Here is a 15,420-nt window from a genome sequence, read left to right as displayed (position 1 = left end):
TCGGCGATTTGGGGTGAACTCAGGTTAGCACCGCATGGCTTGATGGAAAGGGCTTTGGTCATGACTTTTGGCTATCGACTGTATTGGTTTTTCCCGCTTGCGCATGCCGATGTCGTGACGAATGCATGGCTGGCTGTCGCGAGTTTCGGGAAGCGGCTCCGTTTCGGGTAAAATCCGGTTTTTTCAGCAATTTGCCCCTGCCTACCATGACCCAGAATACCCCGCTTTCCTACCGCGACGCCGGTGTCGACATCGATGCCGGCGATGCGCTCGTCGACCGCATCAAGCCGCTGGCCAAGAAGACGCTGCGCGATGGCGTGCTCGGCGGCATCGGCGGCTTCGGCGCGCTGTTCGAAGTGCCCAAGCGCTATCAGGAGCCGGTGCTGGTGTCCGGCACCGACGGCGTCGGCACCAAGCTCAAGCTGGCCTTCCAGTTGAACCGCCACGACACCGTCGGCCAGGATCTGGTGGCGATGAGCGTCAACGACATCCTGGTGCAGGGCGCCGAATCGCTGTTCTTCCTCGACTACTTCGCCTGCGGCAAGCTCGATGTCGACACCGCCGCGTCCGTCGTCGGCGGTATCGCCAGGGGTTGCGAACTGGCCGGTTGCGCGCTGATCGGTGGCGAAACCGCCGAGATGCCGGGCATGTACCCGGCCGGCGAATACGACCTGGCCGGTTTCGCGGTCGGCGTCGTCGAGAAGTCGAAGATCATCGACGGCAAGTCGATTGGCGAAGGCGACGTGGTGCTCGGCCTGGCTTCCTCCGGCGCGCATTCCAACGGCTATTCGCTGGTGCGCAAGATCATCGAACGTTCCAACCCGGATATGAACGCGCCGTTCGACGGCGAACGTAGCCTCGCCGAGGTGGTGATGGCGCCGACCCGCATCTACGTCAAGCAGGTGCTGGCGACGATGCAGAAGGTGACGATCAAGGGCATGGCCCACATCACCGGCGGCGGCCTGCTCGAGAACGTGCCGCGCGTGCTGCCGGAAAACACCGTCGCCGAACTGCAGAAGGCCGCCTGGCCGCGGCCGAAGCTGTTCGACTGGATGCAGCAGGAAGGCCAGGTCGACGAGAAGGAAATGCACCGCACCTTCAACTGCGGCATCGGCATGGTCATCATCGTCTCGGCGGCCGAGGCGGACGCCGCCGAAGCCGAACTGAAGGCACAGGGCGAGGCGGTTTACCGCATCGGCCGGATTCGGGCACGGCAGGGTGACGAAGCGCAGACCCTGGTGGTCTGAGCGCCTGCGCCAGGCCGCGCTGTTCGGCGCCGGCCTCGGCCTGGCGGGGGCGGCGCTGGCGTTCGAGTTGCCGGCGGCGAGCGGCAACTCGATCGTCGACGGGCTGGCCAGTTTCTACAGCAGCCGTTTCCACGGTCGCAAGACCGCCACCGGCGAACGTTTCGACAAGAAGCAGCTCACCGCCGCCAGCAACCATTTCCCGCTCGGTAGCCACGTCGCGGTGCTGCGGCCGGCGAGCGGGCTGTGCGTCATCGTCCGCATCAACGACCGCATGCATCACCGGCAGCGCAGCGGGCGGGTCATCGACCTGTCGGCGGCCGCCGCCGATTACCTCGAAATGTTGAAGGAAGGCATCGTCCAGGTGCGTCTGGCGCATTTGCCGGATAACTGGCGCGAACGCGGGCCACAGGCCTGCGGCGAAGCTTTCACCGCCGCCAACCCGGCACCGCGCGGCGAACCCGGCTTGCTGGAACAGATCGAAAACGGCATTTCCCAAGGAATCACCCAGCCATGAAGCAGATGAAGCGGCGCGGCATCGTCGCGCTTTCCCTGGTCGGCCTGATCGGGCTCGGCTACTTTGCCTGGTCGGCCAACCGCGGCGGGCAGGCCGTTGCCGCGCCGGAACCGGCGGCCAAGGCGGCGCCGGCCGGCGGCCCGGCAAAGCCGGTGGCGGTCGAACTGGCCAAGGTAAAGGCGGTCGATTTCACCGACGAGACGAGCGCGGTCGGCACGCTGAAGGCCGCCGAATCGGTCGTGCTGCGTCCCGAGGTCAGCGGCCGCATCGCCCGCATCGGCTTTCGCGACGGCGCGCTGGTGCGGCGCGGCGACCTGCTGATCGGCCTCGACGCGACGATCCAGGAAGCCGAGCTGGCGCAGGCCAGGGCCAACGTCGAACTGGCGCGGACCAGCTTCCGGCGCAACCAGGAACTGCTGGCGAAGAAGTTCATCAGCCCGCAGGCGCTCGACGCCTCGGCGGCGACGCTCAAGGTGCAGGAGGCGGCGTTGCAACTGGCCACCGCCAAGGCCGCCAAGATGCGGCTGCTGGCGCCGTTTGCCGGCATCGTCGGGTTGCGCGACGTGAGCGTTGGCGGCTACGTCAAGGAAGGCGAGGAACTGGTCAACGTCGAGGACATCTCCAGCCTGCGCGCCGATTTCCGCCTCGCCGAAGCCTATTTCGGCCGCTTGCGGCCGGGCCTGGCGCTCGAACTTTCCAGCGACGCGCTGCCCGGCCAGACCTTCGCTGCGACGGTCGAGGCGATCGATCCGCAGATCGATCCGGCGGCGCGCTCGATCGCCATCCGCGCCCGCCTCGACAACCGCCAGGGCAAGCTGCGCCCGGGCATGTTCGTGCGCGTCCGCGTCGCCTTCGGCGAGCGTAAGGGCGTGCTGATGATTCCCGAGGAAGCGGTGCAACCGGGCGCCAAGCCGTCGGTGTTCCGCGTCGTCGATGGCAAGGCGGAAGTGGCGCCGGTCAGGCTCGGCCTGCGCCGCGACGCGCAGGTCGAGGTGGTCGAGGGACTGGCTGCCGGCGATTTGATCGTCACCGCCGGCCAGTTGAAGCTGCGCCCCGGCGCCCCGGTGAAGATGCCGCAAGCGGCGCAACCATGAGAATTTCCGAGATCTGCATCGAGCGGCCGGTCTTCGCGACCGTGCTGTCGCTCGTCATTATGCTGCTCGGCATCGTCTCCTACGACCGCCTGACGGTGCGCGAATACCCGAAGATCGACGAGCCGGTGGTCACCGTTTCGACCGATTACCGGGGCGCCTCCGCCGACATCATCGAGTCGCAGGTGACCAAGCCGCTCGAGGATTCGTTGGCCGGCATCGAGGGGGTCGAGGTCATCACCTCGATCTCGCGCGCCGAGCGCAGCCAGATTTCGGTTCGCTTCAAGCTCGAACGCGAGCCCGATTCGGCCGCCGCCGACGTCCGCGACCGCGTCTCGCGGGTGCGCAACCGGCTGCCCGACGAGGTCGACGAGCCGGTCATCGCCAAGGTCGAGGCCGACGCCAACCCGATCATCTGGCTCGCCTTTTCCTCCGACCAGCATTCGCCGCTGGAAGTCACCGACGTCGCCAACCGCTTCGTCAAGCCGCGCCTGCAGACGCTGCCCGGCGCCGCCGACGTGCGCGTCTTCGGCGAGCGCAAGTTCGCCATGCGCATCTGGCTGGACAAGCAGCGCCTCGCCGCCTACCGGGTCACCGCCGCCGACGTCGAGGACGCGCTGCGCAAGCAGAACGTCGAGGTGCCGGCCGGCCGCATCGAGAGCCGCGAGCGCGAATTCTCGGTGGTCGCCAGCACCGACCTGCAGACGCCGGAACAGTTCGCCGCCGTCATCCTGCGCAGCGTCGACGGTTATCCGGTGCGTCTCGGCGACGTCGCACGGGTCGCGATCGGCGCCGCCGCCGAGCGTACCTCGGTGCGCTTCAAGGGGCGTTCGGCGGTGTCGCTCGGCGTCATCAAGCAGGCCACCGCCAACCCGCTCGAACTGTCCAAGGCGCTGCGCGCCGAGATGCCGCGCATCGCCGCCGAACTGCCGCCGGGGATGACCGTCGACATCTCCTACGATTCGTCGATCTTCATCGACCGCTCGATCAAGTCGGTGTTCACCACCATCGGCGAGGCCATCGTGCTGGTCCTGGCGATCATCTTCTTCTTCCTGCGCAACCTGCGGGCGACGCTGATTCCGCTGGTGACCATCCCGGTCTCGCTGGTCGGCGCCTTCGCCATCATGTTCACGCTCGGCTTCTCGATCAACACGCTGACGCTGCTGGCGCTGGTGCTGGCGATCGGCCTCGTCGTCGACGATGCGATCGTCGTGCTGGAAAACATCTTCCGCCACATCGAGGAAGGCATGCCGCGCCGCGAGGCGGCGTTCAAGGGAGCGAAGGAGATCGGTTTTGCCGTGGTGGCGATGACGCTGACGCTGGCCGCCGTCTACGCGCCGGTCGCCTTCATGACCGGGCGCACCGGCAAGCTGTTCATCGAGTTCGCGCTGACCCTGGCCGGCGCCGTGCTGGTTTCCGGCTTCGTCGCGCTGACGCTGTCGCCGATGATGTGCTCGGTGCTGCTCCGGCACGAGGAAAAGCACTCGAAGGGCTTCGTCCTCGTCGAGAACTTCCTCAACTGGCTGAACGCCGGTTATCGCCGGGTGCTGAGCGCGGCCTTGCGGCAGCGCTGGATCGTCTTCATCGGCTTCGTCGTCGTCGCGCTCGCCTGCGGCGTCCTGCTCAAGGCGCTGAAATCCGAACTGGCGCCGGTCGAGGACCGCGGCGTCATCCTCGGCATGTTCAACGGGCCGGATGGCGCGACGCTCGACTACACGGAGAAGTATGCGCGGCAGATCGAGGAGATCTACAGCCGGACGCCGGACATCGAGCGTTATTTCGTCGTTTCCGGCAACCCGGTGGTCAACCAGGGGATCTCCTTCGTCGGCCTGACCGACTGGAGCGAGCGCCGGCGCAGTTCCTCCGACATCGCCAAGGAACTGTTCCCGAAGTTCGGCGCCGTGCCCGGCGTCATGGCCTTCCCGGTGACGCCGCCGTCGCTCGGCCAGAGCCCGCGCGAGAGGCCGATCAACTTCGTCATCGTCACCAGCGCGCCCTACGCCGAACTGCAGAAGGTGACCCAGGAGTTCCTCGGCGAACTGGCCAAGAACCCCGGGCTGACCAACGTCGATACCGACCTCAAGCTGAACAAGCCGGAACTCTCGGTCGCCGTGCGCCGTGACAAGGCGGCCGACATCGGCGTGCCGGTCGAGACCATCGGCCGCACCCTGGAAACCTTCCTCGGCGGTCGCCAGGTCACCCGCTTCAAGCGCGACGGCGAGCAGTACGACGTGATCGTCCAGGTCGCCGACGCCGACCGTGCCAACCCCGCCGACATCCGCGACATCTACGTGCGCGGCGGCGACGGCAGCATGCTCTCGCTCGACAACCTGCTCGACATCGGCGAAACCGTGGCGCCGCGCGAACTCAACCACTTCGGCCAGCGCCGGGCGGTGACGATCACCGCCAACCTGGCGCCCGGCTACACGATAGGCGAAGCGCTGACGGCGATGGACCAGCTCGCCGCGCAGGTGCTGAAGCCGGGCTATACCGTCGACTACAACGGCCAGTCGCGCGAGTTCCGGCAGTCGTCGGCGTCGCTGGCGCTGACCTTCGCGCTCGCTCTGGCCTTCATCTACCTGGTGCTGGCGGCGCAGTTCGAGAGCTTCCGCGATCCCTTCATCATCCTGCTCACCGTGCCGCTGTCGATGGCCGGCGCGTTGTTCGCGCTGTGGGCGACCAACGGCACGCTCAACGTCTACAGCCAGATCGGCCTGGTGACGCTGGTCGGGCTGATCACCAAGCACGGCATCCTGATCGTCGAATTCGCCAACCAGTTGCAGGAACAGGGGCGCGAGTTGCACGCGGCGGTGATCGAGGCCGCCGAACTGCGCCTGCGGCCGATCCTGATGACCACCGGCGCCATGGTGCTGGGCGCCGTACCGCTGGCGCTGGCGAGCGGCGCCGGCGCCGAATCGCGGCAGCAGATCGGCTGGGTGATCGTCGGCGGCCTGCTGCTCGGCACCTTCCTGACGCTATTCGTGGTGCCCGCCGTCTATACCCTGCTGGCGGCGCGCAAGGCCGCCTTGGCAAGCCAGGAGTGAGCATGGAAGAAAAACCGCTGGTCTTCATCGTCGACGACGATCCGGTCCTCCTCGACGTGCTCGACGCGGCACTCGCCGATGATTTTCGCCGCGAATCGTTCACCGCCGGCGAGGCCTGCTTGGCGCGGCTTGCCGAATGCCGGCCGGACATTGTCCTGCTCGACCTCAGCCTGCCCGGCATCGGCGGTTTCGAGGTCTGCCAGCGCCTGAAGGGCGACTGGGAAAGCCGCGACATCCCGATCCTCTTCATCTCCGCCAGCGACGACATCGACACCCGCCTGCTCTGCTACGAGGCGGGCGGCGAGGATTTCATCACCAAGCCCTTCGACCCCGCCGAATTGCTGCGCAAGGTGCGCGTCGCCGCCCGCATCCTCGACGAGAAGCGCGCCCTCCACGAACAGGCCGGCTACGCACAACGGACGGCGATGTCGGCGATGGTCAGCATGGGCGAGCTGGGCGTCGTTCTGCAGTTCCTCAGCAAGTCCTTCGCCTGCGGCAGCCAGGAAGAGCTCGGCGCCGCGCTGCTCGACGCGCTGCGCCAGTACGAGCTGAACGCCGCGCTGCAGTTGCGCCTGGGCGACGGCGCGCTGACCGTCAGCGACAACGGCCGCGAATTGCCGCTCGAAGTCTCGGTGCTCAACCACGTCCGCCATTCCGGCCGCATCTTCCAGTTCCGCAGCCGCTGCGTCTTCAACTACGGGCGGGTGACGGTGCTGATCAACGACATGCCGCTGGCCGACCCCGACCGCTGCGGCCGCATCCGCGACAACGTCGCGCTGCTCGCCGAGGGGGCGGACGCCCGGATGCGCTCGATCGAGGCCGAGGAACTGGCGCGTCACCGCCGCGCCGGCATCGAGGCGGCGCTGCCGCGCGTGCAATCGACGCTGGAATCGGTGCAGGCCAATTACCGGCGCAATTCGCTGGAGCTGACGCAGGCGATGATCGATTTCCAGGAAGCGCTCGGCAAGTCCTTCATCTCGCTCGGTCTCAGCGAGTCGCAGGAGCACTCGCTGACGACGCTGGCCGACGACGCCATGCAGCGCATGGTCGCCAGCCAGGACGCCAGCCTGCAGACGATCGGCGAACTGCAGGCGCTCGCCATCAGTCTGCGCGACGTGCTCAGGCGTTGAGGAAGCGGGCGACGCGGTCGGCGACCCGTTCGCTGAGTTGCGGCGCGACGCAGTCGAGGCTTTCCGCGGCGAACGAGTTGCCGAGCCAGGTGATCTGCCGCTTGGCCAGCTGGCGGGTGGCGAAGATGCCGCGCTCGCGCATCTCGCGGCGCGTGATCAGGCCGTCCTGAGCTTCCCAGACCTGGCGGTAGCCGACGCAGCGCATCGATGGCAAGCCGGCGTCGAGCCGGTATTTGCGGCGCAGTCCGGCGAGTTCTTCGTCGAGACCGGCGAGCAGCATCTCGTCGAAACGGCGGGCGATGCGTTCGTGCAGCACGGCGCGCTCGGACGGCAGCAGCGCCAGTTGCAGGAAATCGTAAGGCGGCTTCTCGGCGGCGCTCTCCTGCAGCAGTTCCGACATCGGCCGGCCGCTCGCCAGACAGACTTCGAGCGCGCGCTGGATGCGCTGGCTGTCGTTCGGCGCCAGGCGGGCGGCGGTGACCGGGTCGAGCCCGGCGAGCCGGGCATGCATCGCCGGCCAGCCGGCACGCGCCGCTTCGGCGTCGAGTTCGGCGCGCAGCGCGGCGTCGGCCTGCGGCAGTTCGGCCAGGCCATGGAGCAGGGCGCGGAAGTAGAGCATGGTGCCGCCGACCAGCACCGGCACGCGGCCGGCGGCGGTGATCTCGGCCATCGCGGCGAGGGCGTCGGCGCGGAAGCGGGCGGCCGAGTAGCGTTCTTCCGGCGTGATCAGGTCGATCAGACGGTGCGGGTAGCGGGCCAGCGTCGCGGCGTCCGGTTTGGCGGTGCCGATGTCCATGTCGATGAAGACCTGCGCCGAATCGACGCTGATCAGTTCGACGGGGAAGCGGTCGGCGAGCGCCATCGCGGCGGCGGTCTTGCCCGAGGCGGTCGGGCCCATGAGCAGGATGGCGGGCGGCAGATTCATGGCGGCGAATGCTAGCACGGCTGGGGGCTATAATCCCTGCACCATGTCTTCCCTTCTCACCCGTCGCCGCCTGCTCGCCGGCGGCCTGCTCGCCCCGACGCTCTGCCTGCCCGCGCTGGCCGGGCCGGCAGCGGTCGATCGCCTGCCCGGACTGAGCGCCCGCCACGCCTACGTCGGTAGCCTCGACGACACGCTGCTGGCGATCGACGCCGATCGCCCGGTGCAGATCGCCTCGATCAGCAAGCTGATCACCGCCTGGGTCGTGCTCAGTGCCGAACTGCCGCTGGGCGAGAGCATCCGCATCGAACAGGACGACGTCGTCCGCTCGGAATACACGCGCTCCAGCCTGGACGTCGGGACCCGCTGGCGGCGCGAGCAACTGCTCGAATGGCTGGTGGTGACTTCCGACAACCGGGCGGCAGCAGCGCTGGCGCGGACCTATCCCGGCGGTTGGGAGGAATTCCGCTACGCGATGCGGGCGCTGATGACGCAGGTGCAGTTGTTCAGCTTCGATTTCGGCGACGCCGCCGGCCTCTCGTCGACCAACCGCGCCAGCGCCCGCGATCTCGGCGTGCTGCTGGCGACCCTGGCGCAGATTCCGTATTTCCGGGACTTGTCGCGCAAGACGGCGGTGGGCGGCAAGCTGAACGTCAACCGCTTCGCCCATGACCGTTCGGTCGCGCTGCTCGCCGGCAAGACCGGCTTCACGTCGGCGGCCGGCTTCTGTCTGGCCGAGGCCGAGCAGTTCGGCGAGCGGGTCGTCGCCATGGTCGTCCTCAACGCCAACGACCGCGAGGCACGGGCCCGCGACATGGCCCGCCTGCGCAGCTACGCTCGGGAAAGACTGGGCACCGCCTGAGGCGGGTTCTGCCTCACGGCTGCACCATGTTGCGCAACATGGCTTCGGCGCTGGCCGCGCTGGCCGGCTTGCCGAAGTGGTAGCCCTGCATCAGGTCGCAACCCAGTTCGAGCAGGAATTCGGTCTGTCCCGCCTGTTCGACGCCTTCGGCGATGACTTCCTTCTGCAGGCTGGCGGCGATGGCGATGATGGCGCGGACGATGGCGACATCGTCGCTGTCGGCCGGCAGGTCGCGGACGAAGGACTGGTCGATCTTGATCCGGTCGAAGGGGAGCCGCTTCAGGTAGCCGAGGCTGGAGTAGCCGGTACCGAAGTCGTCCACCGACAGCTTGATGCCGATCGCTCGCAGTTGTTGAAGCACGTCGATGATGCGGTCGGTGTCGTGGATGAAGGCGCTCTCGGTGATTTCCAGTTCCAGCCAGCGCGCGTCGAGGCCGGTTTCGGCGAGGATGCGGGCGACCCGCTGCGGCAGGTCGGGCAGGCGCAACTGCACCGCCGACAGATTGACGGCGACCACCACCGGCGGTAGGCCCATGTCCTGCCAGCGACGATTCTGCTGGCAGGCTTCGCGCAGGACGCGCTCGCCGACCTGGTAGATCAGACTGCTTTCCTCGGCCACCGGGATGAAACGCGCCGGCGGGATGTCGCCGAGTTCCGGATGGCGCCAGCGGACCAGCGCCTCGAAGCCGATCAGGCGGCCGTTGCGGACGTCGGTCTGGGGCTGGTAATGGACAAAGATGTCGTCGCCGTAGAGGGCGCGGCGCAGGTTGTTTTCCAGCGTCACCCGTTCGGAAATGCGCAGGTTCATTTCCGGCGTGAAGAAACGGTAGGTGTTGCCGCCGGCCGCCTTGGCCTGGTACATCGCGGTGTCGGCGTTCTTCAGCAGGCTGCCGATGTCGTTGCCGTCGTGCGGGTAGGTGCAGATGCCGATGCTGGCACCGACGCGCAACTCGTGGCCGGCAACGATGAAGGGATGGCTGATGGCGTTGATCAGGCGCTGGGCGATCGTCGCCAGGCGCGCCGGTACTCCATGGCCGCGGATCAGGATGGCGAATTCGTCGCCACCCTGGCGGCTGATCGTGTCGCGTTCGTCGAGGCTGGCGCTGAGCCGCTGGGCGACCTGCAGCAGCAACTGGTCGCCGATGTCGTGGCCGAGCGTGTCGTTGATGTTCTTGAAATGGTCGAGGTCGAGGAACATCAGCGCCAGTTCCGCCTGGTTGCCGAGCGTTTCGGCAAGCGCGCTGGCCATGTGCTCGGTGAGCAGGGCGCGGTTGGGCAGGTCGGTCAGCAGGTCGTGTTCGGCCAGATGGCGGATGCGTTGCTGGTCTTCGCGCAACTGCGTGATGTCGCGGGCGACCCCGGCAACGCCGGCGATCACGCCGCGATCGTCGAACACCGGGGTGGCGATGTATTCGTAGTGGCGCTGACCGTCCTGCCCGGCATGCAGGCTGCCGGCCCGCTTCTGTTGACACTGCTGCAGCAGCGCTTCGGCGGAGAGGGCGGCGAGCGCCTGGCCGAGCGTCGTCGGCAGCCCGTTTTCCACCGGCTGGCCGAGGATCGAATCGACCGCCTTGCCGGACAGTGCCGCGTAGGCATCGTTGACCGCGATCAGCAGGCCCTGGCGGTCGCTCAGCCAGGCCGGGTCGGGCAGGCTGTCGAGCAGGGCGCGAGTGCGGCGGAAGGTGGTTTCGTAGGCGCGGGTCATGCCCTGGGCGATTTCCCGGGCGCGGTCGTAGGTGCGCATCCAGACGAAGATCCAGCCGGCGAGCACGGCGGCGAGCAGGGCGGCGCTCAGGCTGGCCCAGAAGACCTGCTGCCGCCAGTTGGTCAGGAAGTGCGCCGGCGCATGGCCGACGACGACGTAAAAGGGGTAGTCGCCGACGCGGCGGGCGACGTAGAGGCGTTCGATGCCATCGAGCGCCGACGGCGTGGTGAAGCTGGTGTGCTTGCCCTGGCGGCGGATCAGCTCGGCGATGCTGGGGTTGCTGACGATCTGGCCGATTTTCGCCGGTACCGCCGGGTAGCGGGCGATCAGGCGCTCCTGGTCGTCGAGCAGGGCGACGCTCTGGCCGCTGCCGAGGTCGAGGTTGGCAAAGAAGTTCTGGAAATGGTCGGTACGGATCGCCGCCTGGATCAGGCCGGCGAAATTGCCGTGGCTGTCCTCGATCCGCCGGCTCAGCGTGACCACCCAGTTATGGGTGATGCGGGCGTACAGCGGTTCGGAAATGACCAGCTTGCCGGACGGGTCGTCGCGGTTGCGCTGGAAATAGCCGCGGTCGTCGATGCGGGCCATCGCCGTCCGGCCGCTGGCGTCGAAGATGAAGCGGCCCTGGGCGTCGGCGACGCGCAGACTTTGCGATTCGCTGGCGATCAGTTGCAGGTGGCGGGCCAGACTGGCGTTGATGTCGATGGTGCCGACCGCGTTGCTGGTGCGCAGCGCGGACAGGTGCAACTGGCCGGCGAGCAGGATCGTGTCAACTTTGTCGATCGTGCTGCGGGCGTGATCTTCGAGGACGCGCGCAAGATTGTCCAGGTTGCGCAGGGCGAAATCGCTTTCGCGTTGGTGGGCGATGATCAGGCCGATCGCCAACAGTACGGCGTAGGTAAGGAAGGCCAGCGTTCCCAGTCCAAGCAGGGCAACGCGGCGCCAGTTATCCTGCTGGTGCGAAACCAGATTCTGGATTCGCGAAATAAGAAACTTCATCGATGCTCCGGGCGTGATGAACCTGGATTATCGACCGCGAAGAAACAATTTGTCGAGTTCGTCGAGCGACAGCGCGGTCCACGTCGGTCGGCCGTGGTTGCACTGGCCGGCGCGTTCGGTCTCTTCCATCTGCCGCAGCAGCGCGTTCATCTCGGGAATCGCCAGTTGCCGGCGGGCGCGCACCGCGCCATGGCAGGCCATGGTCGCCAGCAGTTCGTTGCGCCGCGCGGTGGCCAACTGGGTGATGCCGTGTTCGCGCAGGTCGGCGATCAGCGAGCGCGCCAGCGCCACCGGGTCGCCCGACTGGAGCAGCGCCGGCACGGCGCGCACGCCGAGCTGGCCGGGGCCGAGCGGGGCAATCCGGAAGCCGAGTTCGGCTAGCGCTTCCGCATGTTCCTCGACCGCCGCGACATCGAGCGGATCGGCCGAGAAGACGGCCGGGATCAGCAGGTTCTGGGTCGCTACCTGGCGGTTGTCGAAGGCGGTCTTCAGCTTTTCGTAGAGGATGCGCTCATGCGCCGCGTGCATGTCGACGACGATCAGTCCGCCGGCGTTCTGCGCCAGGATGTAGATGCCGTGCAGTTGCGCCAGTGCGTAGCCGAGCGGCGGGCCGTCGCGGTCGACCGGCACTTCCGGACGGAATTGCGGCGCATCGGCCGCGCTACTGCTACTGGTCGGCGCCAGGCGCTGGGCGGCCTGGGCGAAGGCCAGATAGGCCGTGGCGGCGGGCTCGGCAACGCCGAGGCTGGCCTGGTGGCGCAGCGGCGGCGGGAAGGCAGGGGCCGCTGATGCGGTGGCGGAGTACGGATTTTTCTCGGCGAAAACCGGGGTCTGTCCCCGGTTTTCGCTCGGGCCCGGCGTTTTTGCCACGGCCGGCGCCTGGATCGGCGTCGCCAGCGTGCGCTGGATGGCGTGGTAGACGAACTGGTGCACGGCGCGCGAGTCGCGGAAGCGGACTTCGGTCTTGGCCGGGTGGACGTTGACGTTGACCAGCCCGGGGTCGATCTCGAGGAACAGGCAGACGGCCGGCTGGCGGGCGCCGTGCAGGACGTCGCGGTAGGCTTCGCGCAGCGCGTGGCCGATGATCTTGTCGCGCACGAAGCGGCCGTTGACGAAGACGTTCTGGCCATCCTTGGCTTCGCCGGCGCGGGTCGGGTCGATGGCGAAACCGCTCAGAACGATCGGCCCGGCGGCGGCGTTGACCGAACGCGCGACGGCGACGAAGTCGTCGCCGACCACTTCGGCGATGCGCCGGGCGCGGTCGGCCGGGGCCAGTTGAAACAGACTGCGGCCGTTGTGCGTCAGGCTGATGGCGACGTCGGGCCGGGTCAGCGCCAGGCGGCGGACGGCATCGGCGCAGTGGGCGAACTCGGTGCTCTCCGACTTGAGGAATTTGCGCCGGGCCGGGGTGTTGTAATAGAGGTCGCGCATCTCGACCACGGTGCCGGCCATCAGCGCCGCCGGCTCGGGCTCTGCACCATTTTCGCCGCGCAGCTTCCAGGCGTGGCCGGCGCCCCTTTCGCGGCTGGTGATGGCGAGTCGGGCGACAGCGGCGACCGAGGCCAGCGCCTCGCCGCGAAAACCGAAGCTGGCGACGCGTTCGAGGTCGTCGAGGCTGGCGATCTTCGAGGTGGCGTGCCGGGTCAGCGCCAGCGCCAGCTCGTCCCTGGCAATCCCGCAGCCGTCGTCGGTGATGCGGATCAGCTTGACGCCGCCTTCCTCCAGATGCACCTGAATCGCCGTGCTGCCGGCGTCGAGGCTGTTTTCGAGCAGTTCCTTCAAGACCGAAGCGGGTCTTTCGACGACCTCGCCGGCGGCAATCTGGCTGATCAGGAGGTCGGGGAGGCGGGCGATGGTAGGCATGCCCGGATTATAATGCCGCCTCGTTCAAAGACCGGCCCGCGCATGGAACTGCTCACCCAATTCATCGACATCGTCCTCCACCTCGACGTTCACCTCGCTCTCCTGGTCCAGCAGTACGGCCTGTGGATCTACGCCATCCTCTTCTTCATCATCTTCGCCGAGACCGGTTTCGTCATCTTTCCCTTCCTGCCCGGCGATTCGCTGCTCTTCGTCGCCGGCGCGCTGGCCGCGCTCGGCCAGGGCGGCATGGACATCACCACCCTGTGCGCCGTCCTGCTCGCCGCCGCGGTGCTGGGCAACACGGTGAACTACCAGATCGGCCGCTTCCTCGGGCCGAAGGTCTTCCACTGGGAAAACTCGCGCATCTTCAACAAGGCGGCGCTGCAGAAGACGCACGCCTTCTACGAGATCCACGGCGGCAAGACGCTGATCATCTCGCGCTTCCTGCCGCTGTTCCGCAGCTTCGCCCCGTTCGTCGCCGGCATCGGAGCGATGTCCTGGGCCAAATTCACCTTCTTCAACCTGATCGGTGCCGCCGCCTGGGTGCTGTCGCTGTGCCTGGCCGGTTACTGGCTGGGCAACCTGCCCTGGGTCAAGCAGAACCTGTCGCTGCTGATCCTCGCCATCATCGCCGTCTCGTTGCTGCCGGCGGCGATCGGCTACCTGCAGCACCGGCGGAGCGCCTGATGCGCTGGCTGATCGTCGTCGTCCTCGCGCTGTCGCAGCTCGCCTGCGCGACCAAGCTGGGGCGCGACGGTCGCACCGAGACGACGGTCAACGCGCGCTACCTGCTGAAGACCGAGGTCGACCGCATCACCGACACCAGCCGGCGCGAGGTCGTCGCCGGCCTGCTGGCGATCGCCGACAAGCTGTACAAGCGCAACCCGCGCGAATGGAAGCAATCCGGCGCGGCCAGCCGCGAGGCGGCGGTGCAGCGTCTGCGTCAGCGGGTCAGTGCCGCCTGGCCGGAACTGCGCGGCCAGCGCGAACGCCTGGCGGCGAATCTGGCCTTCGCCGAGGAATTCGCCGGCGATCGCGTGGCGGCGCTGATGTTCGGCCTGCTGACCATGGTCGATGCGGCTTACGAACACAAGGACGATTTCTACGTCCTCGACAGCCTGGACGAGACCAAGCTGCACAACGCCGCGCGCAACATGGAAATCGCCATCTGGAAGCTGGGCCACGATCGCCGCGCCAGCGGCGAATTCTTCATCCTGTCGAACGAACTCGACCCCGGCAACCGCAACATCTCCTTCGAGCGCGAATTCGGCCGCATCATCGGCCTGCTCGACTTCATGGCGCAGATCGTCGCCGACCGCAACGGCCGCACGCTGTCGCGCGTCACCCAGTCGCTGGCGACCGCCATCTTCCTTCCCGTAGGTCTCTGAACATGAAAAAGATCGTCATCCTGATTTCCGGCCGCGGCAGCAACATGGAGGCATTGATCGCCGAACGCGACGGCGGCCGCCTGCCGGTCGACATCGCCGCCGTGATCAGCAACCGGCCGGCCGCCAAAGGCCTGGACACCGCCGCCGCCGCCGGCATCGCCACCCGCTGCCTCGACCACAAGGCCTACGCCGGGCGCGACGAGTTCGATGCCGCGCTCGCCGCCTGCATCGACGAATTTACGCCCGACCTGGTGATCCTCGCCGGCTTCATGCGCATCCTGACGCCGGCCTTCGTCCGTCACTACGAAGGTCGCCTGCTCAACATCCATCCCTCGCTGCTGCCGTCCTTTCCCGGCTTGCACACGCACCAGCGGGCGCTCGACGAGGGCGTGCGCATCCACGGCTGCACGGTGCACTTCGTCACCGCCGAACTCGACCACGGTCCGGTCGTCATCCAGGCCGCGGTGCCGGTGGTCGACGGCGACGACGAGGCGAGCCTGGCGGCGCGCGTGCTGCGCCAGGAACACCGCATCTACCCGCAGGCCGTGCGCTGGCTGGCCGAAGGCAGGGCGCGCCTGGTCGACGGCCGGGTCGTGTTCGATGCCTCGCTGGTTGACGACGCGGTACTGATCGCCCCCGGCCTGCGCTGATCCTA

12 protein-coding genes are annotated in these 15,420 nt (G+C 67.7%); 9 read left to right on the top strand and 3 right to left on the bottom strand.

Annotation, left to right across the window (positions count from 1 at the left end; translation table 11 throughout):
* The first annotated feature begins 206 nt into the window (after positions 1–206).
* The 5 genes from purM to AC0KWY_RS08070 are packed head-to-tail and all read left to right on the top strand — an operon-like array spanning position 207 to position 7,026.
* Complete coding sequence (gene purM / locus AC0KWY_RS08090; protein ID WP_474029127.1) at positions 207–1,247, top strand: phosphoribosylformylglycinamidine cyclo-ligase; 1,041 nt, start codon at positions 207–209, stop codon at positions 1,245–1,247.
* Entirely contained in the window at positions 1,219–1,761 is a 543-nt protein-coding gene (locus tag AC0KWY_RS08085; RefSeq protein WP_474029125.1) for a septal ring lytic transglycosylase RlpA family protein, read from the top strand. The genes purM and AC0KWY_RS08085 overlap by 29 nt, the downstream gene beginning before the upstream one ends.
* A complete protein-coding gene (locus AC0KWY_RS08080; RefSeq protein WP_474029124.1) occupies positions 1,758–2,855 on the top strand; it encodes an efflux RND transporter periplasmic adaptor subunit in 1,098 nt (365 codons plus the stop codon). Before AC0KWY_RS08085 ends, AC0KWY_RS08080 begins: the two co-directional genes overlap by 4 nt.
* Positions 2,852–5,896, top strand: coding sequence for an efflux RND transporter permease subunit (locus AC0KWY_RS08075; protein ID WP_474029123.1), 3,045 nt, complete (start codon positions 2,852–2,854; stop codon positions 5,894–5,896). Before AC0KWY_RS08080 ends, AC0KWY_RS08075 begins: the two co-directional genes overlap by 4 nt.
* 2 nt (positions 5,897–5,898) lie before the next feature.
* On the top strand, positions 5,899–7,026 hold the full coding sequence (locus AC0KWY_RS08070; protein WP_474029121.1) for a response regulator: 1,128 nt from the start codon (positions 5,899–5,901) through the stop codon (positions 7,024–7,026).
* Here AC0KWY_RS08070 and miaA read toward each other — a convergent pair.
* Complete coding sequence (gene miaA, locus AC0KWY_RS08065; RefSeq protein ID WP_474029120.1) at positions 7,016–7,951, bottom strand: tRNA (adenosine(37)-N6)-dimethylallyltransferase MiaA; 936 nt, start codon at positions 7,949–7,951, stop codon at positions 7,016–7,018. The genes AC0KWY_RS08070 and miaA overlap by 11 nt on opposite strands.
* Positions 7,952–7,994: 43 nt before the next feature.
* On the opposite strand from miaA, the gene AC0KWY_RS08060 reads away from it, so the two are divergent.
* Positions 7,995–8,810 (top strand): D-alanyl-D-alanine carboxypeptidase family protein, encoded by an 816-nt coding sequence (locus AC0KWY_RS08060; RefSeq protein ID WP_474029119.1) that lies wholly within the window; start codon positions 7,995–7,997, stop codon positions 8,808–8,810.
* 13 nt (positions 8,811–8,823) lie between these two features.
* Here AC0KWY_RS08060 and AC0KWY_RS08055 read toward each other — a convergent pair whose 3' ends face one another.
* Positions 8,824–11,514 carry a bifunctional diguanylate cyclase/phosphodiesterase gene (locus AC0KWY_RS08055; protein WP_474029118.1) on the bottom strand — a complete coding sequence of 897 codons (2,691 nt, stop codon included), beginning with the start codon at positions 11,512–11,514 and terminating at the stop codon, positions 8,824–8,826.
* Positions 11,515–11,541: 27 nt separating this feature from the next.
* Positions 11,542–13,377 carry a DNA mismatch repair endonuclease MutL gene (gene mutL, locus AC0KWY_RS08050; protein ID WP_474029117.1) on the bottom strand — a complete coding sequence of 612 codons (1,836 nt, stop codon included), beginning with the start codon at positions 13,375–13,377 and terminating at the stop codon, positions 11,542–11,544.
* 42 nt (positions 13,378–13,419) lie between these two features.
* On the opposite strand from mutL, the gene AC0KWY_RS08045 reads away from it, so the two are divergent.
* The 3 genes from AC0KWY_RS08045 to purN are packed head-to-tail and all read left to right on the top strand — an operon-like array spanning position 13,420 to position 15,415.
* Entirely contained in the window at positions 13,420–14,064 is a 645-nt protein-coding gene (locus AC0KWY_RS08045; protein ID WP_474029711.1) for a DedA family protein, read from the top strand.
* Complete coding sequence (locus AC0KWY_RS08040; protein WP_474029116.1) at positions 14,064–14,765, top strand: hypothetical protein; 702 nt, start codon at positions 14,064–14,066, stop codon at positions 14,763–14,765. Before AC0KWY_RS08045 ends, AC0KWY_RS08040 begins: the two co-directional genes overlap by 1 nt.
* A 2-nt stretch (positions 14,766–14,767) precedes the next feature.
* Complete coding sequence (gene purN, locus AC0KWY_RS08035) at positions 14,768–15,415, top strand: phosphoribosylglycinamide formyltransferase (RefSeq protein WP_474029115.1); 648 nt, start codon at positions 14,768–14,770, stop codon at positions 15,413–15,415.
* Positions 15,416–15,420 lie beyond the last annotated feature (5 nt).

This window comes from Azonexus sp. MM2026_4 (assembly GCF_055901855.1).
This window is presented reverse-complemented; position numbering and strand designations above follow the sequence as displayed.

Coding starts and splice junctions, on each gene's coding strand:
- AC0KWY_RS08060 (WP_474029119.1), top strand. CDS start 7,995: ATGTCTTCCCTTCTCACCCGTCGCCGCCTGCTCGCCGGCGGCCTGCTC.
- AC0KWY_RS08055 (WP_474029118.1), bottom strand. CDS start 11,514: ATGAAGTTTCTTATTTCGCGAATCCAGAATCTGGTTTCGCACCAGCAG.
- AC0KWY_RS08070 (WP_474029121.1), top strand. CDS start 5,899: ATGGAAGAAAAACCGCTGGTCTTCATCGTCGACGACGATCCGGTCCTC.
- AC0KWY_RS08075 (WP_474029123.1), top strand. CDS start 2,852: ATGAGAATTTCCGAGATCTGCATCGAGCGGCCGGTCTTCGCGACCGTG.
- purM (WP_474029127.1), top strand. CDS start 207: ATGACCCAGAATACCCCGCTTTCCTACCGCGACGCCGGTGTCGACATC.
- miaA (WP_474029120.1), bottom strand. CDS start 7,951: ATGAATCTGCCGCCCGCCATCCTGCTCATGGGCCCGACCGCCTCGGGC.
- mutL (WP_474029117.1), bottom strand. CDS start 13,377: ATGCCTACCATCGCCCGCCTCCCCGACCTCCTGATCAGCCAGATTGCC.
- AC0KWY_RS08045 (WP_474029711.1), top strand. CDS start 13,420: ATGGAACTGCTCACCCAATTCATCGACATCGTCCTCCACCTCGACGTT.
- AC0KWY_RS08040 (WP_474029116.1), top strand. CDS start 14,064: ATGCGCTGGCTGATCGTCGTCGTCCTCGCGCTGTCGCAGCTCGCCTGC.
- AC0KWY_RS08080 (WP_474029124.1), top strand. CDS start 1,758: ATGAAGCAGATGAAGCGGCGCGGCATCGTCGCGCTTTCCCTGGTCGGC.
- purN (WP_474029115.1), top strand. CDS start 14,768: ATGAAAAAGATCGTCATCCTGATTTCCGGCCGCGGCAGCAACATGGAG.